This window comes from Streptomyces sp. NBC_00223, from assembly GCF_036199905.1.
In the GTDB taxonomy this organism is placed as follows: Bacteria; Actinomycetota; Actinomycetes; order Streptomycetales; family Streptomycetaceae; genus Actinacidiphila.
The window spans coordinates 4715905-4740768 of sequence record NZ_CP108109.1 but is presented as its reverse complement, the minus strand read 5'-3'; the positions used below and the strand labels follow the sequence as shown (position 1 = coordinate 4740768).

20 protein-coding genes are annotated in these 24864 nt (G+C 71.2%); 11 read left to right on the top strand and 9 right to left on the bottom strand.

Annotation, left to right across the window (positions count from 1 at the left end):
- Positions 1–13 precede the first annotated feature (13 nt).
- From OHA30_RS20070 to OHA30_RS20050, 5 genes are all read right to left on the bottom strand, one after another.
- Positions 14–1012, bottom strand: a complete 999-nt coding sequence (locus OHA30_RS20070) for a UbiA family prenyltransferase (RefSeq protein ID WP_328915240.1) — start codon at positions 1010–1012, stop codon at positions 14–16.
- A 40-nt stretch (positions 1013–1052) separates the two neighbouring features.
- A complete protein-coding gene (locus OHA30_RS20065) occupies positions 1053–1910 on the bottom strand; it encodes a class I SAM-dependent methyltransferase (RefSeq protein WP_328915239.1) in 858 nt (285 codons plus the stop codon).
- 89 nt (positions 1911–1999) lie between these two features.
- Entirely contained in the window at positions 2000–3118 is a 1119-nt protein-coding gene (locus tag OHA30_RS20060; protein ID WP_328915238.1) for a DegT/DnrJ/EryC1/StrS family aminotransferase, read from the bottom strand.
- Entirely contained in the window at positions 3115–4389 is a 1275-nt protein-coding gene (locus OHA30_RS20055; RefSeq protein ID WP_328915237.1) for a DegT/DnrJ/EryC1/StrS family aminotransferase, read from the bottom strand. Before OHA30_RS20055 ends, OHA30_RS20060 begins: the two co-directional genes overlap by 4 nt.
- On the bottom strand, positions 4386–5387 hold the full coding sequence (locus tag OHA30_RS20050) for a 4-(cytidine 5'-diphospho)-2-C-methyl-D-erythritol kinase (protein ID WP_328917918.1): 1002 nt from the start codon (positions 5385–5387) through the stop codon (positions 4386–4388). Before OHA30_RS20050 ends, OHA30_RS20055 begins: the two co-directional genes overlap by 4 nt.
- 471 nt (positions 5388–5858) lie before the next feature.
- On the opposite strand from OHA30_RS20050, the gene OHA30_RS20045 reads away from it, so the two are divergent.
- Positions 5859–6896: an AfsA-related hotdog domain-containing protein gene (locus OHA30_RS20045; RefSeq protein WP_328915236.1), complete on the top strand. Its 1038-nt coding sequence runs from the start codon at positions 5859–5861 to the stop codon at positions 6894–6896.
- A gap of 288 nt (positions 6897–7184) precedes the next feature.
- On the top strand, positions 7185–10385 hold the full coding sequence (locus tag OHA30_RS20040; protein WP_328915235.1) for an AfsR/SARP family transcriptional regulator: 3201 nt from the start codon (positions 7185–7187) through the stop codon (positions 10383–10385).
- On the opposite strand, the gene OHA30_RS20035 is transcribed toward OHA30_RS20040, so the two are convergent.
- Entirely contained in the window at positions 10354–10908 is a 555-nt protein-coding gene (locus tag OHA30_RS20035; protein ID WP_328915234.1) for a carboxymuconolactone decarboxylase family protein, read from the bottom strand. The two genes, OHA30_RS20040 and OHA30_RS20035, sit on opposite strands and share 32 nt — an antisense overlap.
- Before the next feature lie 124 nt (positions 10909–11032).
- Here OHA30_RS20035 and OHA30_RS20030 point away from each other — a divergent pair, with 124 nt between their 5' ends.
- On the top strand, positions 11033–11326 hold the full coding sequence (locus tag OHA30_RS20030; RefSeq protein ID WP_328915233.1) for a hypothetical protein: 294 nt from the start codon (positions 11033–11035) through the stop codon (positions 11324–11326).
- Positions 11327–11380: 54 nt separating this feature from the next.
- Here the strand turns inward: OHA30_RS20030 and OHA30_RS20025 are convergent, their stop codons facing one another.
- Positions 11381–12520 (bottom strand): Gfo/Idh/MocA family protein, encoded by a 1140-nt coding sequence (locus OHA30_RS20025; protein ID WP_328915232.1) that lies wholly within the window; start codon positions 12518–12520, stop codon positions 11381–11383.
- A gap of 187 nt (positions 12521–12707) precedes the next feature.
- A complete protein-coding gene (locus tag OHA30_RS20020) occupies positions 12708–15149 on the bottom strand; it encodes a carbohydrate-binding protein (protein ID WP_328915231.1) in 2442 nt (813 codons plus the stop codon).
- Positions 15150–15494: 345 nt separating this feature from the next.
- Here OHA30_RS20020 and OHA30_RS20015 point away from each other — a divergent pair, with 345 nt between their 5' ends.
- The 6 genes from OHA30_RS20015 (at position 15495) to OHA30_RS19990 (ending at position 22545) form a co-directional block, all read left to right on the top strand.
- Complete coding sequence (locus OHA30_RS20015; protein WP_405786073.1) at positions 15495–16430, top strand: carbohydrate ABC transporter permease; 936 nt, start codon at positions 15495–15497, stop codon at positions 16428–16430.
- 48 nt (positions 16431–16478) lie between these two features.
- Entirely contained in the window at positions 16479–17330 is an 852-nt protein-coding gene (locus OHA30_RS20010) for a carbohydrate ABC transporter permease (protein ID WP_328915229.1), read from the top strand.
- A gap of 157 nt (positions 17331–17487) precedes the next feature.
- Entirely contained in the window at positions 17488–18843 is a 1356-nt protein-coding gene (locus OHA30_RS20005) for an ABC transporter substrate-binding protein (RefSeq protein WP_328915228.1), read from the top strand.
- A gap of 147 nt (positions 18844–18990) precedes the next feature.
- On the top strand, positions 18991–20493 hold the full coding sequence (locus OHA30_RS20000; RefSeq protein ID WP_328915227.1) for a glycoside hydrolase family 36 protein: 1503 nt from the start codon (positions 18991–18993) through the stop codon (positions 20491–20493).
- 81 nt (positions 20494–20574) lie between these two features.
- On the top strand, positions 20575–21735 hold the full coding sequence (locus tag OHA30_RS19995; protein WP_328915226.1) for an ROK family transcriptional regulator: 1161 nt from the start codon (positions 20575–20577) through the stop codon (positions 21733–21735).
- A gap of 297 nt (positions 21736–22032) precedes the next feature.
- Positions 22033–22545: a hypothetical protein gene (locus OHA30_RS19990; RefSeq protein ID WP_328915225.1), complete on the top strand. Its 513-nt coding sequence runs from the start codon at positions 22033–22035 to the stop codon at positions 22543–22545.
- On the opposite strand, the gene OHA30_RS19985 is transcribed toward OHA30_RS19990, so the two are convergent.
- Positions 22476–22718: a MazG nucleotide pyrophosphohydrolase domain-containing protein gene (locus tag OHA30_RS19985; RefSeq protein ID WP_328915224.1), complete on the bottom strand. Its 243-nt coding sequence runs from the start codon at positions 22716–22718 to the stop codon at positions 22476–22478. The genes OHA30_RS19990 and OHA30_RS19985 overlap by 70 nt on opposite strands.
- A 197-nt stretch (positions 22719–22915) precedes the next feature.
- On the opposite strand from OHA30_RS19985, the gene OHA30_RS19980 reads away from it, so the two are divergent.
- Positions 22916–23638 (top strand): SDR family NAD(P)-dependent oxidoreductase, encoded by a 723-nt coding sequence (locus tag OHA30_RS19980; protein ID WP_328915223.1) that lies wholly within the window; start codon positions 22916–22918, stop codon positions 23636–23638.
- Positions 23639–23783: 145 nt separating this feature from the next.
- Positions 23784–24785 (top strand): hypothetical protein, encoded by a 1002-nt coding sequence (locus OHA30_RS19975; protein ID WP_328915222.1) that lies wholly within the window; start codon positions 23784–23786, stop codon positions 24783–24785.
- The last annotated feature ends 79 nt before the right edge of the window (positions 24786–24864 follow it).

The window sequence follows — 24864 nt, the reverse complement described above, 5'->3', positions numbered from 1 at the left end:
CGGTGCGGCCGGATCAGTGGAAGGCGACGAGGTTGGCGGCGAGCAGCGCGACCACACCGAGCCGGTGTGCCTTGCCGCCCCAGCGGCGGGCGGTCAGCGGGTCGTCGAGCAGCAGGCCCTCGATGAGCTGACGCAGCCGCAGCGCGACGACGGGGAGCAGGAAGAGCGGGAACCACCAGGGGACGGCGCCGGTGACCGCGCCGACCACCAGGACGACGGTCTCGGCGGCGCTGACGGCGGCGATCACCTTCCGGTAGATCCGCCACGGCAGCATGACCGCCCAGGTGCGGCGGCCCGCCGCCCGGTCGCCTTCGATGTCCTTGATGTTGGAGTAGAGCGACACCAGCACGCTCCACAGACCGAAGAGCACCGCCTGTACGATCGCGGGCCCGGTGGCGTGCCCGGTGATCAGCGGCACCGGCACGAAGACCACCAGCGCGGTGCTGGTGAAGAGCACCAGCTCCTGGCAGCCGTGGTAGCTCAGCCGCAGCCCGTAGGAGTACTGGACGCTGATGAAGACCAGCAGCGCCATGAGCCCGAGGTCCCACGGCGGCCGGTGCGGCGCGATCGTCAGCACGGTGACGGCCAGGGCCAGCAGCCCGACGCCCAGGGCCCCGTAGCCGAAGCCGAGTGCCTGACGCAGTGTCAGGGTGCCGTCGAGCAGCGGCTTGAGGTCACGGCGGCGCAACTGCTGTGCCGGGTCGTAGTTGACGTGGTCGCTGCCGTCGCGGAAGCCGGTGATGTCGTCGAAGGCGACCGTGGCCGCGCACACCCCGATCCAGCCGACGGTGACCACCAGCAGCGTGCCGATGGTGCCCGCCGACCACCGGTACGAGCCGGGCAGCATGGTCCACACCACCAGGGCCGACAGGTAGTAGTCGAAGAACGACAGCTTCCCGAGTTTGGCGTAGGCCCGCCACCGGGGCTGCTTCGGCCGGCCGGGCCCATCGGTGGGCGCGGGGCTTCCGGGCGCCCCTGGAGTCCCGGGGACCCGCGCTACGGTCTGGCTCACGACTCGTCGTCTCCTTCCGTTGGTGCGCTCGCGGCCGGCCCTACCGCGCGGCGGCGGGCGCGGCGGCGCCCCCGGGCAGCGGCTTGCGGGCCGTGGTGGATATCAGGACCTGGCTGAGCCAGGTGTGCTCCGGGTCGCCCATCTCGGCGACGGCCCGGTCGATACGGCCCCGGTCGACCAGCCCGGCGGCGACGATCTCGGGAGCCATGAACTCCAGCCAGAGCTGGTAGTGCCGGGCCTGCGGCGAACCGCCGTGCACCATGACGACCCGGCCCTCGGCGGCGACCTCGTCGAGCCCCGCGGCCCGGGCCAGGGCGTAGTCGACATGCCCGCCGCGCGGGTCGTGCCCGGCAGCGCGCATCAGCCCGTACCCGGCGGCGCGCACGTCCTGGAGGAAGTCCTCGGAGACGACGCTGCGGAAGAGCGTGGAGGAGTCGGTGTCCTCCAGGAAGAGGATGCCGCCGGGCTTGAGGGCGGAAACCAGTTTGGCGATCACGCCCGCGCGGTCGGGAAGGTGCTGGACGAGCATGCGGGCGTGCACGAGGTCGAAGGCGTCGGCGGGCAGTTCGTCGGTACGGATGTCCGTGCGCCACACCTCGACGCCGTCGTCGGCGAGCACGCCGAGCCGTTCCGTCTGGAGGTCGGCGGCGACCACCCGGCCGGTGGGACCGGCCAGTCCGGCCAGGTGGCGGGCCGCGGAGCCGGAGCCGGCGCCCACCTCCAAGCAGTGCCAGCCCTCGGCCACACCGAGCGCGGCGAAGCGCTCGAAGGTGCCGGGGTCCCAGATGGCCTCGTTGGTGTGGAGGCGCTCGGTCTCCTTGTCCCAGGTCGGGTCGAAGACGTACTCCTGCCCCGCACCGCCCGGCGCGGCGGTGGCGGACGCCGTGGTGATGGTCATGATCGGTGGGTCCCTTCGAACTCGGTCGCGGACACGGGCGGTACGGGCGAGGCTGATCCCGATCGGCTCGGGTCGGGTCGGGTGCCCGGTCAGGCGTAGAACTCGCAGACGGTGTCGGCGACGCGCTCGACGTCGGCGTCGGTCATGTGCGGCCAGATCGGGATGGCGAGGTTGGTGGCGCTGGCGTGCCGGGAGTTGGGCCAGTCCGCGCCCTCGGGCGCGTACGCGGAGAAGGCCGGTTGCAGCGGCAGCGGCCGCGGGTAGTAGACGTGGCTGCCGATGGAGTTCTCGTTGAGGTAGGCACGCAGGTCGTCGCGGCGCTGCACCTGGATCGAGTAGACGTAGTAGCAGCGGCCGTTGCGGCCGGCCGGCGGCGCCTTCACGTCGTCGTCGGACAGCTCCGCGAACCGCTCGGTGTAGTAGTCGGCGATCTTGGCGCGCCGCTCCAGCCGGTCGGCGAAGGTGGGCAGCCGGTGCAGCTGGAAGGCGGCCAGCACCTCGTCGAAGCGGCTGTTGCGGCCGATCCGGTGGTGCAGGAAGCGGTTGACGCCGTCCTGGCCGTGGTTGCGCAGCATCCGCACCGCGCGGTCGAGTGCGGCGTCGTCGGTGAGCACCACACCGCCCTCACCGGCCGTGCCGAGCGCCTTCACCTGGAAGAAGGAGAAGACACCGAGCGTCCCCCAGCGGCCGGCCGGCACCCCGTCGAGCACCGCGCCCTGGGCCACCGCAGCGTCCTCGATCACCGGGATGCCGTACTCGGCCGCGATCTGGGTGATCTTGGGCATGTCGGCCATGATCGAGAAGACATGGGCGGGCATCAGCGCCTTGGTCCGCTCGGTGATCAGACCCGGCAGCACATCGGGGTCCATGACCATCGTCCACGGGTCGATGTCGGCGAAGACCGGGGTGGCACCGGCGTTGACGACCGCGCTGGCCACCGGCTGGCAGCAGAACGCGGGCACGATCACCTCGTCGCCCTCGCCGATGTCGAGCGCGGCCACGGACAGTTCCAGGGCGCCGGTGCCGCTGGCGCAGGCGGCCACGTGGGCCGCGCCGGTGTCGGCGGCGATCTCCTGCTCCAACTGCTGGGTGCGCCGGCCGAGGATGAACCGCTGCTCGGGGTCGACACCCACGTCGTACAGCGCTTGCAGCAGGGCGTCCCGGTCGGCCTCGAAGAGGTCGGGCGGGAAGAACGGCAGGATGCTCATGAGGCGCTCCCGGAGAAGAAGTCCCGTATCGCGTCCACGACGCGGTCCATGGCGTCCTGGCTCAGGTCGGGGTAGAACGGCAGCGCCAGCGCCCGCCGGCAGGCCGCCTCGGCGTGCGGGAAGTCGCCCGGCTCATAACCGAGTTCGGCGAAGCAGGGCTGGACGTGCAGCGGGATCGGGTAGTACGTCTCGGTGCCGATGCCGCGCCGGGTGAGGGCCGCGGCCAGCTCGTCCCGGCGGTCCGCCTCGATCTGGTAGACGTAGAACACCGGCTCGTGGCCCGCCGGATGGTCGACGACCGTGGGCAGCCGGGTGATGCCCTCGATACCGGAGAGCCGCTCGGTGTACGCGTCCGCCAGTTCGCGGCGGCGGGCGATGTCGGCCGGCAGCCGGTCGAGCTTGGCCATCAGGACGGCCGCCTGGAGGTCGTCCATCTTGCTGTTGGTCCCGGACACACCCGACAGGTTCGAGATGCCCATGATGTGGTCGATGGTCTTGCCCATCCGGCCGTGGTGCCGCAGGATCGCCGCCTGCTCGGCCACGGCGGGGTCGTCGGTGAGGATCATCCCGGCGTCGCCGACCGCGCCCAGCGTCTTGGTGGGGAAGAACGACAGCACACCGCCGCTGCCGAGCAGTCCGGCGTGCCGGCCGCCCTGCCACATGCCGATGCCCTCGGCGCTGTCCTCCAGCACCGTCAGTCCGTGCCGTCCGGCCACCTCGCCGATCGCCGTCATGTCGGCCATCTGACAGAACAGATGGGCGGGCATCACGGCCACGCTGCCCTCGGTGACCGCGGACTCCAGCGACTCCGGGTCCATCGCGTACGTGACCGGGTCGATGTCGGTGAACACCGGCCGGGCGCCGATCAGCGAGACCGCGGTGGCGGTGGCGGCGAAGGTGAACGCCGGGACCAGCACCTCGTCGCCGCGCCGCACTCCGGCCGCGCGCAGCAGCAGCACCAGCGCGTCGGTGCCGTTGTTGACGGCGATGGCGTGCCGCGCGCCGGTGTAGGCCGCCACGGCCCGCTCCAGCTCGGCGACCTTGCGGCCGTGCGAGTACTTGCCGCGGTCGAGCACCTGCCCGGCGTGCGCGGCGATCGACGGCCACAGCTCGCGGAAGGTGCGGGCCTGGGTGAAGAACGGTACGGCCGTGTCGTCGTCGGGCGGTGCGCCGCCGGCGGGGTCCTGCGCGGCGGCGGCCGTCGCGTCGGCGTCGGTCGGGCCCGGGTCGGCCGTCTTCGCGGGCGCCCCGGAAGCCACTGAGGTGTTCACGCTGCTCCTCGCTTTCTGGTTCTGGTCCTTCCGCGGACGGCAGCGCCGCGGTGCGGGCAGTCGGCGATGTTCGTCACCCGGGCGCCCGGCACGGGCCCGTACGCGGTCGTCGCCGTCAGCCCGGCGCTCCGCAGGCTCGCGGCGACCGCGCCGGCGCCCGCCGCGTCACGGGCGAGGAACGCCACGGTCGGGCCGGAGCCGCTGACCATCGCCCGTAGCGCGCCGGCCGCCATCCCGTGGCGCATGACGTCGCCGAGCGCGGGGCGCAGGCTCACGGCCGCGGCCTCCAGGTCGTTGCGCAGGGCGCGGCCGGCCGATTCGGCGTCACCGGCCATGACCGCCGCCGCCAGTTCCGGCGCGGCCGCCGTCAGCGGGCCGGCCGGCACGTCGCCGATCCGGTGCCGGGCGCCGCGCAGCCGGTCCAGCTCGGCGAAGACCGCGGGTGTGCTCAGTCCCTCGTCGACGGTCGCGAACGCCCAGTGCAGGGGCCGCCGTACCGCCCATGAGGTCAGCAACTCCCCCCGGCCGCGCCCCATCGCGACGCCTCCGGCCAGGGCGAACGGCACGTCGCTGCCGAGTTGGGCGGCGACATGGCGCAGCGTCGTGAACTGGGTCGGGCCGCCCCACAGCGCTCCGCAGCCGACCAGCGCGGCGGCCGCGTCGGCGCTGCCGCCGGCCATTCCGCCGGCCACCGGGATGCACTTGTCGATGTGCACGTGCACCGCGGGCGCGATTCCCCACCGGGCGGCCAGCGCGGTCGCCGCGCGCCACACCAGGTTCGAGGAGTCGAGCGGTACCCGGTCGGTGCCCGTCCCGGACACGGTCACCCGCAGACGGTCGGACCGGGACACGGTCACCTCGTCGAAGAGCGAGACCGCCTGGAAGACGTTCACCAGTTCGTGGAAGCCGTCCGGTCGCAGTCCCGCCACACCCAGGTGGAGATTGACCTTCGCCGGCGCGCGGACCGTCACACTCGCCACCTGCCGGTCCCGTATCACCGAAATCACCCGCCTTCCCCGGATCGATCCGTACCTCCGCGGTCGGGCAATTCGCCGTCACACGTGGCCTGTTGTGATCGCACGGAGGCAGTGTGCAGAAGCGGGGCATGGAGGCCGCTAAAGCCGTTCGCGCGGTCCTCGGGGGTGGGCGGAGGCGGTCCAGGACGGTCCGCCGAGGCCCTGGCGGGCATGGTGTGGACAACGCCCGGAGCGGCAACGACAGTGGTGGAAGGGGCGGTTGAGGCGACCACGGCGGGGCGTTGGCGAAGGCGGTCCGCGCGCCCCCGGCACCGGCGGCCCCGACCCCGGCGGTCGTAACAACTTGCCGTGCAACATGTAGCCATCGAGCTTGACTTGGCCACCCATCCCTGCGTCGTCAAGGTGGGCCATGAGTCCTTCCCCCGCGTCGAGTGCTCGCCGCCGCGGTCGCCTTCGCAAGGACTCGCACGCCCACCACAACCGGGGGACCTGATGCCATTCAGCGGTACGTTCACCGATCCCGATCCCGATCTCCATTCGGACATCGACATCGGTCTGGTCACCCGGAACCTCATCCACCGCCCGACCGGGATCCGCGCCCCGCTGCCGGGCACCGCGCTGCCGGAGGCCGAGTACTTCCTGATCGCCGGACCGGTGCCGGACCGGCGGCCGTTCGCCCTCGGCGGTCCGGGGACGCTGCACGACAGCCATGTCTTCGTACAGGTCGCCCAGCAGGTCGGCGTTTTCATCGCCAACCACTACTTCCAGGTGCCGGCCGACCGCCCGGGCGTCCTCTACAAGGTGGACCTCGGCGCACCCCATCGCGCCGAGCGCGGCGGCCCCGGGGACATGGACCTCATGGGCCTGGGCGACCGTGCGCAGATGTCGATGGACATCTGCGCCCGGCCCCGCCACACCGTCAACCAGGTGCCCAGGGGCCTGCGGTTCGAGGCGAATCTGCACATCGACGGCGCCGAGAGCTGTGTCGGAGCCGCCGACCTGGTGTTCCTGACCCCGAATGTGCACCGCGGCCACCGCGCCTCCAGCCGGCTGGCGACCGTCGCGGCCCTTACGCCGGAGCAGGACGCCCGGGAGCGCGAACTGCCGCACCGGCCGTGCGAACCCGAGGCGGTGGCGCGCGAGGACCCGGGCGACGTGCTGGTGGCCGACCCGCACACCGACGGCGACACGCTGACCAGCCGCGTCCTCGTGGACACCGCGCACCCGGTGTACTACGCGGAGACCAGCGACAGCGTGCCGGGACCGCTCCAGATCGAGGCGCTGCGCCAGATGGCGCTGCTGGCCGCCGCGCACTTCCACGGCTTCCACCCGCTGCGCACCGACCTGATCCGTACCACCGTCCACTTCCGGGCCTACGCCGAGAACGACCTGCCGCTGAGCTGCCACGCCACCGTCGAACCGCTGTGGGCGCGACAGGGCGGGCCGGCCGCCACGCGGGTCGCCCTCAGCCTCGTCCAACAGGGCCGCACCGTCGCGGACGCCACCGTCACCGCCGCTCGGGCGTACTGACCGGGCGGCTCGCAGCGGTTCTCATCCGCACATCCGCGTGATCGATCGGGGGAGCATCATGCACACCATTTCCGTACGGGCCGCCGTCCGGACCACAGGCGCGCCCGCGGCCGGGGCGGCGTACGCGTCGGGGGCCGCGTCCGGCGGCGCATCGGCGTCCGGCCTCGCGTCGGCGTCCGGCGTCAGGGCCGCGTCGAGTGTCCGGTCCGTGGCGAGCGTCCGGTCCGTGGCGAGCGTCCGGTCCGTGGCGAGCGGGAAGTCCGCCGCCCGTGCCTTCCGGGACCGGCCATGAGATACCGGGTGCTCGGCCCGCTGACGGTCGACGGCGCCGCCGGCCCCGCCACGCCCGGCGCCGAGAAGCTCCGGGTGGTGCTCGCCACCCTCGTCCTGCACACCAACTCCGTGGTGTCGGTACAGACGTTGATGGACGAGCTGTGGCCGGAGCACGCGCCCCGCACCGCGACCACGACCCTCCAGGTCTATGTCTCGCAACTGCGCAAGATCCTCGACACCGCCGACCCCGTGCACGGCCGCCGGCTGCTCGTCACCCAACCGCCCGGCTACCAGCTCCAGGTGGACCCGCCGAGCCTGGACATCTCGCTCTTCACCGCGCTGCACGCCCAGGGCCACGAGGCCATCCACGCGCATCAGTACCGCCGCGCCTCCGGTCTGCTGCGCGAGGCGCTCAACGTCTGGCGCGCGCCCGTGATGCTGCCCGACCTCCCGCACGGCCCCTCCCTGCACACGGCGGCCACCCACTGGGGGGAGGTGCGGCTGGCCGCGTTGGAGGCCCGGATCCGCGCGGATCTGCGCATGGGCCAACATCACGCGCTTGTCGGTGAGTTGCGCAGCCTCAGCGACGAACACCCGCTCAACGAGGACCTGCACGCCCAGCTCATGGTCGCCCTTTACCGCACCGGCCGGCACGCCGACGCCCTGCTGGCCTACGGGCGGCTGCGCGAGAACAAGGTCAACGAGCTGGGCATCGAGCCCGGCGCCAATCTGCGCCGGCTCCATCAGCGCATCCTCAAGGGCGACTCCGAACTGCTCCGCCCGGCGCCGGGCGCGGCGGACGAGCCCGGCCCGCCCGTCCGGAGAGCGCTGCCGCCGGGCCCCACGGAATCGCGTACGGACGCCCGGCCGGCCGCCGACGCCGAGGCGCCCACTGTAGGGCCGGTGGCGGCGGCAAAGGACGCGGACGACCGCTCCGAAGCGGCGCCCGACCCCTGGCCGCACCTGCCGCCCGGCGGCATCACCCGGCTGCCCCCGAAGCCGGCCCGCCTGCTCGGGCGCGGGCCGGAGACCGACGCGCTGCACCACTTCCTCGACCGCGCGATTCCGCTGGTCACGATCCACGGGCGGCCCGGCACCGGCAGGACCGCGCTGGCCGTGCTCGCCGCGCACTCCCGCCGGGACACCCACCCGCACGCGCAGGTGCTGATCGACCTCCACCCGGGGCCGCACCGTCGGCTGTCCGCCCAGGAGGCCGTCGCCCTGTTCCTGGCCACCACGCGCACCCCGCTCCCCCCGGACGCGCCCGTCGATCAACTCACCGCCACCACACAGGACATCCTCAACACCCACAAGGTCGTGCTCGTCCTCGACAACGCCACCGCCGTGGAGCAGATCGCGCCGTTCATCCCGTCCCGGCCCGGCAGCACCGTCCTGGTGACGGCCCTCCACCCGCTGATCCCCCACACCCCCCACATTCGCCTCGGCCCACTGGACACGGCACACGCGGTCCAATTGCTCACCGACGAGGCCGCGTTGGGCGGGACGAAGGGGTACGAGCCCTGGTACGGCCACGGGTTGGGGTACGGCGACGGGCCGGCCGGGTGTCCCGCGGGTAAGCGCGGCTCCGGCGCACCCGCGTCCGTATCCGCGTCGACCGCCACCGCTTCCGGGCCCGACGCCCTGACCGGCGCCGCCTTCGCGGGAATCGTCGGCGCCGAACTGGACGCCCTGATCGACGCCGACTACCGGACCGCGCCGCCGCAGCCGGTGTCCCGTTACGCCGCCTCCGTCGTCCGGTGGTGCGACAACCTGCCCCTCGCGCTGCACGCCGTCGCGGCCCAACTCCACGCCAACCAGCACCTGACGGTCCAGGACGTCTACCACCGGCTGCGCGACCCGGAGCACCGGCTGAACCGTCTCACGGCCGACGAGCCCGGCGTCCGTACGGCGCTCGACCTGCCGTACCACCACCTCACGCCCGAGCAGCGGCACCACTACCGGCTGCTCGCGCTGCTGCCGGCCGGGCCGGTGCCGCAGTGGACGGCGCGGGCGCTGTTCCGTACCTCCGCGCACGAGGCCACGGAGACCCTGGACACGCTGACCCGCGAGCAACTCCTCCTGGCGGTGCACCAGCACGGCCACCTCGCCTACCGCCTCCCCGGCCTGCACCATCTGCACGCGGCTCAACTGCTCGGGGCCGAGGAGACACCCGACGGCATCCGCTCTCATCTGGCCCAACTCGCCCACGCGTACCTGCCGTTGGTACGGCAGGCGGGTCGCCGACTGGTGAGCCGGACGGTACCGCCGTGGGGCGGGGTCGGGGCTGCGACGCGGCGCCAGGACGCGGGCCCCGGCCCGGACGGGGGCTGCTGGACGTGGAACCCCAAGGAGCACACCTGGGCGTGGGGGCCGGACGAGCCGACGCCCGGGGCCCGCGTACCGTCCGACGCCGCTCGGCCCGACGCCGCCGTGTCCGTACCGGTCCGTCCCGCCGCCACCCGGTGGGCGCCCGTCGAGTGGGTCGCGGAACCGTCGTATCCGTGGGGGCCCGCGCCCGCTTCGGCCACGCACCCCGCGTACGCGCTCGACGAGACCGCGTCGGCCTGTCCCGGCTTCGCGCTCCACCCGTTCACCGGGGCCGCCGCTCTGGCACCGCCGCCGGACCCGGGCACGTGCGGCGATCCGCTGCCGCCGCTTGAGCAGGTGCCGTCCGACGCGTGCGGGTACCGTGCGACCGCGGACCGCGCGGGCGGATCGGCGGACGGGGACCCGGACTCGGTCATGGGCGATCTCGTCGGCGACCAGCCCCTCCAGTGGTTCGCCGACCACCACGCCGTGCTGGTGGGCCTCGTGCACAGCCTCACCCATCGCGGGCTGCCGCAGTTGGCATGGCATCTCGCGCAGCACCTCACCCCGTACCTCGCGCTCACCGCGAACTGGTACGACTGGCTGGCCCTGCAACGCCACACCCTCTACCACCTGCCGCAGCCGCCGCACCCCGCGCAGGTGCGGACCGCACTGGCCTCGCTGGACGAGCTGCGCCGCCGGCAGAACCCGGACGCGCCCGAACTCCCCCCGGGCGAGGGTCCGTGCCCGCCGCAGCCCCGAACACACCGGCTCCGTATGCCCGTTCCGATGTCGCGGCCGGGAGGCGCGGGTACGGGGACGGGCGCGGGTGCGGTACGGGCCCGGCAGGTCACGGCCGCTACGGGTGCCACGGCCGCTACGGGTGCCGGACCTCGCAGCGATCCTTGAACCCCTGCCCGACCAGGCCGAAGGCGCTGTTCGCCCGCGAGCGGTAGTTCTCCACCGCGATCATCGCGGTGAGCTCCACGAAGGCCGGTTCGCCGAGTTCGCCGATCAGGCGCTGTGTCATCTCGTCCGTGACGGTCGGCACGGTCTGCGTCATCGCCTCGGCGAACTCCATCACCCGGCGTTCCAGATCGGTGTACACGCCCTCGGTCGTACGCCAGTCGGGAACGTGGCGCAGCTTCTCGGGGGCGACGCCGCGCTCGTGGTTCTCCCAGTAGCCGAAGTCCATGCACCAGGAGCAGCCCACGACCCCGGCCGAGGCCAGCACGGCGAGTGCCTTGAGCCCGGGGTCGAGCTTGTTCCACTTGCCGATCCGCATCTCGAACCGGCTGGTGGCCATCAGCACCTTGGTGTTGTGCGCGAACGCCTTCCCGGGATCGAGCACCTTCCCGTACGCGCGCTTGGAGTACCAGGCGCCGATCCGGTACGCGAGACTACGGGGAGGGGTGAGCGAAATACGGGCCATGACTACTGCCTCCTTGTTCAGGGTCTTCCCCGAGAAGACAACCCAGCCCCGCCGGACATAACACGTCCCCGCCGCGAGCGCCCCGCGCGCAGGCGCCGGCAGCAGAGAGGAACCCGAGCGGCCCATGGACCCTTCGCACGATGCCGACATCCACCGGATCGTCGACTCCCTCACCCGCAGAGCCGCCGCCCGCGGCCTGCCGCACCTCAACTTCCTCGGTTCGGTCCGGGAACTCGTCGGCACCGGGGAACCCGATACGGCGATCGACTGGCTGATCAACGGCGTCAACGCGTTCCGGCTCCCCATGCGGCACGCCGAATACGCGCGACTTCTCGCGATCGCCGAGCTGCTGGACGGGCCGGACAGCGTCACCGACATCGATCCGGACCTCCTCATCGAGGACACGGACGACGCGTAGCCCCCCAACGGGACGCGAGGCGGCGGTCGCCGACGCCTGCGTGGGCCCGAGGGCTCACGGCGCGGGCGGCACGCGGACGACCGTGCCGCCCGCGCGCAGGGAGGCCGTCGCCGCGTAGCCGGCGGCGACCGCGTCGCGCGCGGCGACCGGCGAGGTCAGCGTCTCCCCGCCGTCGCGGGCGTACCGCAGGAACTCCTCGACGACGGCCGGGTCGGCGCCGCCGTGGTCGGTGTCGTCCGCCGGTATCTCGACGGTCAGGTCCGCCTCTGCGCGGTAGCCGGAACGCCGGGCGTTCCACACCTTGATCGTGGCGCCGTCGAGGTCGCCGAAGTTCTCCAGGCGTCCGTGGGTGCCGATGACGGTGTAGTTGCGCCAGTAGTCGGGCGTGTAGTGGCACTGCTGGTACGTGGCCAGGACGCCGTTGGCCAGCCGGAGGTTGACGACGCTCAGGTCCTCGACGTCGATGACGGGGTGCAGCCCGCGCTGGGTGTCCGGCGGCCAGTTCGTCGCCGGGTCGAACCACTCGGGCATGAGCTGGTCGCCCCGGTCCGCCCGGTCGGGGTTGCCGCCGTAGACACCGAGTGCGCCGAACGCGCTGACGTGCGTGGCCGGCGCGCCGCCGAGCCAGTGGATGACGTCGAGGTCGTGAGCGCCCTTCTGCAGCAGGAGCCCGGTGCTGCGGGCCCGGTCGGCGTGCCAGTCCTTGAAGTAGTAGTCACCGCCGTGCCCGACGAAGTGACGGCACCAGATGGAGGTGACCCTGCCGATGCGGCCGTCGGTGATGAGTTCGCGCATCGCGGTGACGAAGGGCGCGTGGCGCAGGTTGTGGCCGACGTAGAGGCGGGCGCCGCCGGCCCGGGCAGCGGCGAGGATCCGGTCGCAGCCGTCGGTGGTGATGGCGAGCGGCTTCTCGACGAAGGTGGCGACGCCGGCGTTGAGGAGATCGACGGTGATCGGTTCGTGGAGGTCGTCGGGGGCCAGGACGAGCGCCGCGTCGATCCCCGTGAGGTCGAGTTCGCGGTGGTCGGCGTACCGGGCGACGCCGGGACCGAAACGCCGCCGCGCGTCCTCGTGGGCCGCCGGCCGCGGATCGACGCAGGCCACGACGCGGGCACCGCGGCCGGGCCGGTGTGCGAGATCGGCGAGGTGGCCGCGGGCACCGAGGCCGACGATCGCGAGACGGAGGTCGGTCACCGCGCCACCCCGGTGCGGCGGAGGGCGGCCGTGGCGGCGGGCGTTCGGTGCCGGCTGCCTCCGGTCGGCGTGCTGCGGTCGCGGCGGAACATGCGCGGTCCTTCCGTGGGAGTGTGCGGGGGTCGGGGAGGGGCACGACGGTCCGGCCGGGGGCGCGACCCGAGCGCCGCGCCCCCGGCCGGGTGGGTCAGGAGACGGTGATCCGGTCGATGTCGGGTGCCCAGTCCGACGCGTTGGCGAGGGTGACGGTGTTGGCCGTACCGGCGGGCAGGGTCACGGTCACCGGGACCGAACCGACGGTGTTCCAGTCGGCGGTGGCCGGGAAGTTCACCGTGACGGCCGGCGCGGAGTCGATCTGGACGGTGGCGCTGCGGCTCACGGAGGAGACGTAGTACACGGTGAGGGTCTTCGTCCCGCCGCTGCCGCCGTCGACCCCGGTGAGGGTGAGCTTCGCGCCCTTTCCGACGTAGCCGACCTTGGCGCCGCCGGAGCATCCGGAGCAGCTCGCGACGACGGCTCCGCCGGTCAGGGTGTTCGCCGGGGCCTCGGCCTCGTAACTGCCCGGCGCCGGCGGGGCGGTGGTGCCGCCGACGACGATCCGGTCGATGTCCGGCGCCCAGCCGGAGGGGTTGGCGATCCTGATCGTGTTGCCGGCGCCGGCCGCGAGCGTCAGCGTCACCGACGCCGTGCCGAGCGTGTTCCAGTCCCCGGTGGACGGGAAGGTGACGGTCGTGGCGGCGCCGCCGTTGACGCTGATCGTCGCGGTCCGGGTCTCGGCGGTGGCGTAGTGCACGGTCACGGTCTTCGTCCCGCCGCTGCCGCCGTCGACCCCGGTGAACGTCAGGGCGCCGCCGTTGCCGAGGTAGCCGACCTTCGCGCCGCCCGAGCAGACCGCGCACGCGGCGACCGCGGCCGTACCGGTCAGGGTGTTGCCGGGTGCCTCCGCCTCGTAACTGCCGCCGGATCCGCCCCCGGTACCGCCGGTGTCACCGCCTGTGTCACCGCCCGATCCGCCGACCCCCATCGTCCCCAGGCCCAGCCAGCCGTCGGCGTTCTGCGTGGCGTTGGCGAAGCGGAGCTTCTTGGCGTTCGCGCTGACGGCCTCCAGCGGGTTCTTCACCCGCAGCACGAGCTGGTAGTCGCCGGTGGCCACCGAGGACAGGTCGACGGCGGTCTGGAAGTACTGCGGGTAGCCGTAGTCGAGGTAGGTGGGGTCGGGGCCGAGACCCCAGTCGGGGAACGCCCGGATCTTCCCCGGCATGACGGTCCGCAGGTCCCAGGGGGTGTCCCAGGTCTTGACGACGTGCCCGGCGCCGTCCTTGAGCCCGAGCGTGACCGTCCACGGGTAGTAGAAGGGCGCGACGCCGTCGTTGGTCATCCGCACGCCGACCGTCGCCGTGCCGCTCGCGGAGTTCTTGAAGTAGGCGTCGGTGACGCCGAGGTCGTAGCCCATCAGCCGGACCGCGGCGCCGACATTGGGGTCGGTGGGCGAGTAGCTCTGGCTGGTCTCGTCGATCTTCCAGGTGGTGTGCTCCAGCTCGATGCAGGCCTTGATGTTGTCGGCCTGACCCGAGCCGCCCGGCCAGGACGAGAAGACCGACGACTGGATCTCCGGGCGGACCTCACCGCCCATCGAGTCGGTGATCCACTTGTTCTCGGTGCCCTCGTTCAGTTCGAGCTGCAACTGCGCGTAGTCGGCGCCGCCGAGTGACTGCGGCAGGGTGACCCCGGCGAGCGGGCTGCCCTCGCGGTAGCAGAACGAGTCGTCGTGGTAGCCGATATCGAGGTTGTTCGCGGCGCCGCCGCCGGAGGTCGGATAGCGCACCTCCAGCTTGGTCCTGCTGAAGGCGTTGTCGTAGTCCTGGATGATCTGGGCGGCGTGCGCGTCGGTGGGCATGAAGTTCGGGTAGCTGTCACCGGTCGTGTCGGTGTCGTACGGCCAGGTGTGCCACTCCCCCCACAGGCCGACCAGGCCCAGGTTGATGAACCCGATACGGGGGTCGCCGTCGTAGCGGGCGCCGTAGGCGGCGATGAACGCGCCGAGGGCGTTGAGCAGGTACGGGCTGTCGTAGTCGGGGCTGGTCGTTCCCCAGTACGTGTTGGTGCGGTAGGCGACCTTCCCGTCGAAGCAGTGCGGGACGGCGTCGGCGGGGTGGCTGCCGGTGCCGCCCGGATACTCCATGTAGAAGCGGATCGCCGCCTGGTTGCCGTAGGACGCGATCTCGTTGAGCGCGTTGTCCACGATGCTCCAGTCGAAGCTGCCGCAGTTGTTCGGGTCGGTCATCACCTCGGACAGCCCGAAGTAGCTCCATTGCAGCGAGCGCGGGTATCCCGCGTTCTCGTCGCCGCCCGGGGAGTAGAAGGTCGCGAAGCCCTTGAGCGGGTTGTCCAGCGGGCCGGGCGCGGACGCCAGGGGGTGCGCCTGGAGGGACGGGTGGGGGGCGGCGGGCGCCGCCGGTCGCGCCGGGGCGCCGTGCGGCACCGCGACGAAGGCGGGAGCGGGGCCGGCGGCGTTCGCGGCGTTGGCGGCCGCGGTGTTCACGGGGAGCACGGCGAACGCGACGGCGAATACGGCGGTGCAGAGGGCGATCAGTGCGGTCAGACCGCGTGGGGGTGCGAGGGTGCGCATGAACCAACCTCCTGTGGAAGGCCGTGGGGGACCTGTGTTCCGGCCCGCGCGTGCGGCGCGCGCCGGAACACCTACGGGATGAGATGGCGCTGTTCGCGCGGGTGGAGTCGATCGGCGGTCGGAGGACGAGGACCCGGCCGAGGAGGAGCCGCCACGCGCCGCCGGCGGACCCCGGCCGCGTGTGCCCACAGGTCGTACCTCCCTTCCGTTGCCCTTCTGATACGAAGAGGTGTTGACAAAATTACGAAGGGCTTCATCATTATTGAAGTACGGATCAGCCTGTGGCAAGAGTCACATCCAAGATCGACATCGACGGACGGAAGAGGAGGTCAGATGACCGCTCTGATGGGCCGGGCATCGCGCCGAGCGATAGCCGTGGGCCGTGACGGGCGACCTGCCCCGGAGGCCCGAAGACGCCCCCGCGATGACCGACGGGTGGCGCCGCTGTTCATCGCGCCGGTCCTGATCGGCTTCGCGGTCTTCTACGTGTACCCGACGGTCCGCGGCGTGTGGTTCTCGCTGACCGACTACAGCCTTCTCAACACGCCGTCCTACGTCGGTGCCGACAACTACAAGCACCTGCTGCACGATGAGCAGTTCTGGAACGCGCTGAGGGTCACCGCCTACTACGTCGTCATCAACATCGTCTCGCAGACCGTGCTCGCCCTCGGGCTCGCGGCGCTGATGCACCGGCTGACGCGCTCAGCCGTACTGCGCGCGACCCTCCTTCTGCCGTGGCTGGTCCCGAACGTCACCGTCGGCCTGCTGTGGGCGTGGCTGCTCGACGCCAATCTGGGGTTCGCCAACCACCTGCTGCACTCGATGGGCTTCGGCGGCGTCTCGTTCTACTCGCCGACCTGGGCGATGCCGTCGGTGGCACTGGTCAACACCTGGGCGTACACCGGATACACCGCGCTGCTGTTCTACGCCGGCATGCTCCAGATCCCGCAGGAGCTCTACGAGAGCGCGCTGGTCGACGGCGCCGGGGAGATCAGGATGTTCCGGCGGATCACCCTGCCGCTGCTGCGCCCGATCCTCGCGCTCGTCCTGGTCGTCTCGCTGATCGGTTCGTTCCAGATCTTCGACACCGTGGCCGTGGTCTACCAGGGCTCGCCCATCCCGGCGACCCGGGTCATCTACTTCTACATCTACCAACAGGCGTTCGGCTTCTTCCACATGGGATACGCCTCCGCCGTGGCCATGGTCCTCGTCGTCATTCTCGGGCTGCTCACCTTTGTGCAACTGCGGCTGCTGCGCGCCTCGCGCTCGGACCTCGCCTAACCAGGAGTTCTGATGTCAATTTCCCGAGGCAGACGCATGGGGCGCGGCATGGCGTGGGCGATCCTGATCGCCGCGGTGCTGGTGACCGTCTTCCCGTTCTACTGGATGCTGCGCACCGCGCTGACACCGTCGGCGGACCTCTTCTCCGACGCCGGATCGCTGTGGCCGCGCCACCCCACACTGATCAACTTCGAACGGGTGCTGGGGATGACCAGCCCGGAGGAGGCCCGTGCCGCCGGCGGCTCCGGCGCGCAGATCAACTTCCTCTGGTACACGCTGAACTCGGTCATCTACAGCGGGGTGATCGCGATCGTGCAGACCTTCTTCTGCGCGATGGCCGGCTACGCGTTCGCCCGGCTGCGGTTCCCCGGCCGTGACCTGATCTTCGGCGTACTGGTCGCCGCGCTGATGGTCCCGCCGATCTTCACGCTGCTGCCCAACTTCGCGCTCGTCAAGAACCTCGGCCTGATGAACACCTTCGCCGGACTCGTCGCGCCGAGCGTGCTGATGACGCCGTTCGCGGTGTTCTTCCTGCGCCAGTTCTTCCTGTCCATCCCCAAGGAGGTGGAGGAGGCGGCCGTGCTCGACGGCGTGAACCGGTGGGGCGCGTTCTGGCGCATCATCGTGCCGATGAGCCGGGGCCCGCTCATCACCATCGGGCTGACCACCACCGTCTGGGCGTGGAAGGACTTCCTCTGGCCGCTGCTGGTCGGCCGGGCGGAGGACACCCGCGTACTCACCGTCGCCCTCGGGGTGTTCCTCCAGCAGTCGCCCAACACCCAGCCGGACTGGACCGGTCTGATGGCCGGCTCGACGCTGTCCGTCCTGCCGGTCCTGATCCTGCTGATCTTCCTGGGGAAGCGGCTGGTCCAGTCGCTCAACTTCACCGGAATCAAGTAACTCCCCTCCGCCGAACCACTCTTCGCCAATCCCCCCTCCACCACATCGCCCTTCACCAACTCCCTTCGCCAACCCCCCTCGCCAATCCCCCCTCCGCCGACCTCCGTTCGTCACCCCCACCCTCCGCTCCACCGATCCGAACCCGAGAGGACACCCCATGAGACATTCCGCGCAGGTCGCGGCGGCCACGCTGGTCGCCGTCGCGCTCGTCGGCACCATGGCCTCGTGCAGCGGCAAGAACTCCGACAGCGCGTCCGACGGCAAGGTGACCGTCAACTACTGGCTGTGGGACGACAACCAGACCGCCTCCTACCAGGAGTGCGCGGACGCCTTCCACACCGCGAACCCGAACATCACGGTCAAGATCACCCAGACGGCGTGGGCCCAGTACTGGCAGAACCTGACCACCCAGCTCGCCTCCGGAGACGCCCCCGACGTCTGGACCGACCACGTCTCCTACTATCCGCAGCTCGTCAGCAACAACCAGATCCTCGACATCCAGCCCTACGTCGAGCGGGACAAGGTCGACCTGGCGCAGTACCAGAGCGGCCTCGCCGACCTGTTCGTCAAGGACGGCAAGCGCTACGGCCTGCCGAAGGACTGGGACACGATGGCCCTGGTCTACAACACCGACCTGCTGTCCAAGCAGGGCGTCGACACGGCCGCGCTGTCCGACCTGACGTGGAACCCGAAGGACGGCGGCACCCTGGAGCAGGTCATCGCCAAGGCCACCGTCGACAAGAACGGCCACAACGGCCTGGACCCGGCCTTCGACAAGAACAACGTCAAGGTCTTCGGCTTCCTGCCCGAGTGGGCCGACGGTTCGCAGGGCCAGAACGGCTGGGGCGACTTCGCGGTGAGCGACGGCTTCACCTTCCTGGACAAGAACCCGTGGGGCAGCCACTACAACTACGACGACCCCAAGCTCGCCGACACGATCGACTGGTACAAGCAGCTGATCGCCAAGGGCTACACGCCGAAGTTCGACAAGCAGTCCACCCTCGGCCGTGACGCCGTGATGGACGCAGGACAGGGCGCGATCACCATCACCGGCTCATGGACGATCAACTCGTATCTGTCGGCGACCGCGAAGCAGAAGTACGCGTTCGCGCCACTGCCCACCGGCCCGGCCGGCCGCAAGACCGCGATCAACGGGCTGTCCGACGCGATCTTCGCCGGCACCAAGCACAAGGAACAGGCCTGGCAGTGGGTCAAGTTCCTCGGCTCCAGCGCCTGCCAGGACCTCGTCGCCAAGAACGCCGTCGTCTTCCCGGCGATCAAGGAGGCCAGCGCCAAGTCCCTCGCCGCGCACCAGGCCAAGGGCCAGGACGTGCATGTCTTCACCGACGAGGCCGCGGCGCCCGACGGCACCTTCTTCCTGCCGGTCACCGATCACGGCAACGAGATCAGCCAGGCCGTCCAGGACGCCGTCCAGTCGGCCATCCTCGGCCAGAGCGACGCCGCCTCCGCGCTGAAGAAGGCGAACGACACGGTCAACGCGATGTTCAAGTAGCCGACCCCGTAAGGCGACGGGACACCGATCGGCGGCGGAGCGCAGTACGGGGGCGCTCCGCGGCGCCGCAGACCGCATCTCTCGTACGGGGGCCCATCGCGGCGCCGTACACCGTATTTCTCATCCACCTCATTTCTAAGGAGAGTCATGGCGCTGCTCGTGGAGCTGGCCGGGCGCACTTTCGCCCTGGAGTTGGGCGGTCCCGGCGCGCCGCAGCCGGTCGAGGGAGGCGTCGTCCTCCCACCCGGCCGGGCGGCCGTGCTGCACAACCTGGGCGACTCGCTGTTCTACCGGCACGGCCAGAACTCGTGGAGCCCGTGCGGATGGCGGCACCTGTCCGAACCTCCGCTGCGCATCGCCGACCCCCGCAGACGCGTCACCGCCGACGACCCCCGGTGGGACGACCCGTACCGCCACCACTCCTCGGCGGTCGCCGCCCTTCAGGGCCCCGACGGAAACGTCCTGCTCCTCGGCTCCCTCGGCCTGGGCACCCCGCGACTGTCCGCCGACCTCGACACCCTGGCCGGCTGGTACGAGACCGCCGGGGCGCCGTGGTTCCTGGCCTACGGACCGGAACAGCAGGTGTTCGCCGACTACACCCGCCACCTCGGGCAGCGGCTCGGGGCCCGGGACCGCAAGGCCGGCAACGTGTGGTGCAGTTGGTACGCGTACTACGAGGGCATCACCGAGGCGCAACTCGCCGTGGACATCGCCTCACTGCGCGGACTGCCCTTCGACGTCGTCCAGATCGACGACGGCTGGGAGACGAAGGTCGGCGACTGGTATCCGAACGCCAAGTTCCCCTCCGGCATGGCCGCGCTGGCCGGGCGCGTCACCGACGTGGGCATGGTCCCCGGTCTGTGGCTGGCGCCGTTCATCGCGCTGCCCGACTCCGACACGGCGAGGCAGCGCCCCGAGCTGCTGCTCCGCGACGAGACCGGCCGACCGGCCGTCGCCGGGTACAACTGGGGCGCCGAATACTGGGCCCTGGACCTCACCAAGCAGGCCGCCCGCGACCATGTCGCCGAGATGATCCACCGCATCGTGCACGAGTGGGGCTTCCGCTATCTCAAGCTCGACTTCATCAACGGCGCGCTCGCGCCCGCGGCCCGCGCCGAAGGAGTCGACCGCGAACAGGTCTACCGCGACGCCCTCGCGCTGGTCCGCTCGGTGGCCGGCGACGATGTCTATCTGCTCGGCAGCGGCGCCGTCCTGCTGCCTTCGCTCGGCCTCCTCGACGGGCTGCGCAGCGGCCCCGACGTGGCACCGATGTGGCAGAACTACGCGACCGACGACCCGTCCGACGCCATGGCCCGCAACGCGGTGGCCAACTCCGTGCACCGGCTGTGGCAGGCACCGCTGGCCGAGGTCGACCCCGATGTCGTGTACTTCCGCAGCCGCCTCAATCTGCTCACCGAGCAGCAGCTCGGATGGCTGCGCGACCTCGCCGACATCTGCGGATTCCGGGGCGTGTCCGACCCGCCCGGCTGGCTCAGCCCCGATGAACTCGACGCCATGACCGCCTACATGGCGCGTCGCCCGCGGATCGAGCACCTGGACCGTTACCGGTACGCCATCGACGGTCGTGAGGTCGATTTCGGGCCCGCTGTCAACCCCTCGGCAACTGACGGGTTGTACCCGATCTCATGAGATACGGATAGGATTCGTAAAGACCCCAGCATTATTCGCGGGGCCGGACACAGAGCGAAAAGGGGTTGTGCGTTGACCGACATGGCAGCCACCGGTACCGACCTGAACCGGCTCCGCGAACTCAACTCGCTGAGCATCGTTCGGGCGCTGCGGGGCAATCCACCATCGACGGTCACCGAACTCGCCGCCCGTACCGGACTGTCCCGTCCGTCCGCCGATGTCATCGTCCAGGCACTCGTCGCGGACGGCTGGGCCGCCGTCGTCGAACCGAGCGGGAACAGCATCGTCGGAAGGCCGGCCCGCCGCTACCAGTTCCGCGCGGACACCGGTCATGTCCTCGGTATCGACGTCGGCGGCCACAAGATCCTGGCCATGATCGCCGACCTCGACGGCACCGTCGTCCACAGCACCCGTATCGCGGTCGCCCCGGAGGCCGACCCGGCGACCCGGCTGGCGGCGATGGACACCGTCATCGCGGACTGCCTGGCCGGGGCCGGGATGAGCGGCGACGACCTGTGGGCCGTCACCGTGGGCGTCACCGGTCCCGTCGACGCGACCGGCCGCACCACCTTGTTCACGCCCCTGCCCGGATGGACGAGCGTCAACCCGGCGGAGCACCTCGGCGCCCGGTTCGCGGCGCCGATCCGGGTCGAGAACGACTGCAAGCTCGCCGCCGTCGCCGAGCGCTGGCACGGTGTGGCCCGCGACGCCGACGACATCGTCTACCTGCTGGCGGGCATGCGTACGGGCGCCGGACTGATCATCGACGGCACCCTGCGGCGCGGCTACGGCGGCGCCGCCGGCGAGATCGGCGCCCTGCGCCAGGTCCGCTGGCTCGACGCCCCCGCCCATCTCCAGAACTGCCCCGGCCTGCCGGAGACCGTCGCCCCCGACGACGCCGCCGGCTGGGTGTTCTCCGCCGCCCGCGCCGGCGACAAGGCGGCCAGGACCGCGGTCCGCCGCTACGTACGCGATCTCGCGGTCGGCACGGCGGCGCTGGTGCTCACACTCGACCCGCAGATCGTGGTCGTCGGCGGCGGGTACTCCCGGTCCGCGGACATCCTCCTCGAACCTCTGGAACGCGAGCTTCAGCGGCTGTGCCTGCGGGTGCCCGAGATCCGCGCGTCGACCCTCGGCGACGAGGGGGTCGCCCTCGGCGCTCTCCGTCTCGCCCTCGACGAGGTCGACAACCGCCTCTTCGGCACGGGCCTCTCCGCCCCCCTCCCCCCACGCCGCCAGTAACCGGGGCCCGGCGGGCTCACGCGGCGAGCGCGGAGACGGCGGTGAGCGCGGAGACGGCGGTGACCGTTCTCGCCCGTCCGCCGGAGAGCCGCGCAGTGGTGCGCGCCGCGGTGCGCCGTACTGCCGGATCGTCGCGGGTGGGTGCGGCGGCCGGGGGCGGGGGCGGTGAATGTCCCGGGGCTCCCGTCGCTCAGGCCGCCCATATCCCGGCCCACGCGCCTGGGCGCACGGGTCCGGCGCTCGGCCGAGTATGAGGACATGGCATTCGAGACGTCCCGACGACAGGGAAAAGAGAGCATGACGACGCCCGCTGTGGAGGCTCAGCCGAGCCGACGGTCCCGTTCCGGGCAGGTGCGGAAGCGCGGCGCCGGGCGGCGGGTTCTGCTGTTCACGCTGACCGCGCTCGTCGCCGGAGCCACGGGAGTGGCCGGCGCCTTGCTCTGTCAGAGGATCAACGCTCCGGACACGTCCGCCGTCGACGCACAGGCCGCGGAACTCGCCCAGGATCTGCGCCGAGACCTGACCGTGGGCTTCACCTCGCCGGGGCACACCTTCGGGGGGCAGTTCACCGAGGGCACGCTCGTCGACCAGGCCCAGGCACACGGCGGAGTGCTGCTGAGCGCCGGCCCGGCACAGCGGCAGACCGGGGGCGCCGTCCACACGGCAACGGTCATGTTGGGGCTGGTGCCCCCCGCCACGGAGACCGTATCCGCGGACGCCTACCCCGTCCGCTGCTACCGCTACACGATCTTCCGGGCGACTTCGGAGTCGAGGTCCACGCCGTTCATCTCCGCCAGGGCCACGACGTAGAGCAGCACGTCGGCCAGTTCCTCCCCGAGGTCGGGCAGACCCTTTCGCCAGGCAGTGAACGCCTCGCCGACCTCAGCGGTCAGGAGCCCGAACTCCAAAGCCGTATCCGTGGTGTTGAACCCCTTGAGGCTCTTGTTCTCCCAGGCGAGCCTCTGGGCGGATGCGATGTCCACGACCCCTCCGGCGGCGATACAGCGAATGCTGCCGCAGCCTAACGGGAGCGACGGCTCCCCGTGCCGGCTCCGATCCCCCTCACCCTGTTGACCGGAGTTCAAAGGCCGTGGTTCAGCAGGGCGGTTGACACACGACCGTTCCCCACCCGCGCCACGCGTGGTGGACGAGCACGTGCGCGATCTGATCGCATGAGGTGGTGGAGACCACCCCCAACCCCCGGCCCCGTATCGCCGTCGTCACCGGAGCAAACCGCGGCCTGGGGTACGCCCTGGCCTCCAAGCTCGCCCATCAGGGCCTGACCGTCGTCCTCACCGCACGCCGCCTTTCCGACGCCGAGGCCGCCGTTGCCACGTTGATGGACGACAACGTGCATGTCCGCCCCGGCGAACTGGACATCGTCGCTCCCGCCAGCGTCAATCGTCTGTTCTCCGACATCGAACGGGAATACGGCCGGCTGGATGTACTGATCAACAACGCTGCCATTGCCATCGATCGCGGTCAGAAACCCTCGCAGGCCGACATCGAAACCGTCGCGGCCACCCTGGACGTCAATGTGCTGGGCACCTGGCGGTGCTGCAAACAGGCCGTCCGGCTCATGCGCAAGGGCGGATACGGGCGGATCACGAACGTCAGCAGTCACATGGGCAGCCTGGCCGGGACCCACGATCCGGGTAGCGCCGCCTACCGTGTCTCCAAGACCGCCGTGAACGAGCTCACCCGGATCTTCGCAGCCGAGACCCGAGGCGAGAACATCCTCGTCAACTCCGCATCACCGGGCACGGTCGAGACCCGTATGAGCTACGGCACCTCTCGCTATACCGCCGCAGAGGCCGCCGAGGAGATGCTGTGGCTCAGCCTGCTACCCGACGACGGGCCCACCGGCGGCTTCTTCCACGGCCGCGAAACCCTGGACTGGTGAAGTCCTGGAAGCCGCAGGCTCGCTGTTGCGGATGGACGGGCAACCGTACGATGCCGCCTGTGATCAAGGAAATGGCCGCGTGCCGAGTCGAGACGCCAGGGCAGTCCGATGGTCTGCCTGCCGGCGGCGCGGGGAGCCGGCGGCGATGAACGACGCCGTCACACCGCCACGGTCGATGGACGTCACCTCGGTCTTTCCCGAACTGGCCGCCCACGCGAGGACAACGGTTCGGCTGCACCCTGTACCGGCGAATCCCGGCCCACGTGAAAGCTCCGTGGGAGGACCGCCGGCCTGGCCGGAAAACGAGGCATGGCCGACCTGCCCGGGCGGCCGTCACCCGAGGCACGGTCCGCCGCACCGCCCCGTCAACGTCCGGGGCGAGCGATCGACGGTGTTCGCTTACCACGGCGAGATCACCTGGGACGGGATTCCACCGGACACGTCATGGCCCTTGCTGCCCGTCCTGCAGGTGTTCGCGCGTGACGTGCCCTGGTATGACGGGTTTCCGGAGGGCATGGATGTCCTCCAGATCCTGTGGTGTCCGTTTCAGCACTTCTACGACGATCCGACGGTGCCCTACAACGGAATCGCCGGACCGTGGGTCCAGATCCGCTACCGCAACACGGGCGACCTGGGCGACCGGTTCCTGACGCCGCCCGAGCCGGTGGCCGTCGGCGAGCCCGGCTATCTGCCCACCCCGTGCCTGCTGCGGCCGGAGCCAGTGACCGAGTACCCCCATCCGGGCGTCCTGGGAGAGGAGTTCGAAGCCAGGGTCGAGGAGTGGGAGCAGGCGACCTTCGCGGACCCGGAGTGGCCCGAGGATGGGGAACCCCGCTACTCCTGGGATCTCTCAACAGCCCCGGGCTGGAAACTGGGTGGCCATGAGCCCTGGAACTACCACGGCTACGACGGGCCGGTGCGGTGCGGAACGTGCGGCAGCGCGATGCGCTTCGTGGCGGCGATCGCCAGCATCGAATGGGACGGCGGCACGGAAAGCTGGGCGCCTGTTGCCTTCCTCGAAGGGAGTCCGACCGCCCAGCTTCGCCGCCAACAGGCAACCCATGTCAGCCTCGGGAAGCAGGAAACCATGCGCGTCTTCGCCTGCCCCCTGTCCACGGACCACCCGGTCATCAGCGACCTGATGTAGGGCCCGCAGCATCCACTCTCATCGCGGCCCGCTCAGGTCACGACCGTCCCTGCCCCCTCGACCAGCGGCCCGCGCAATG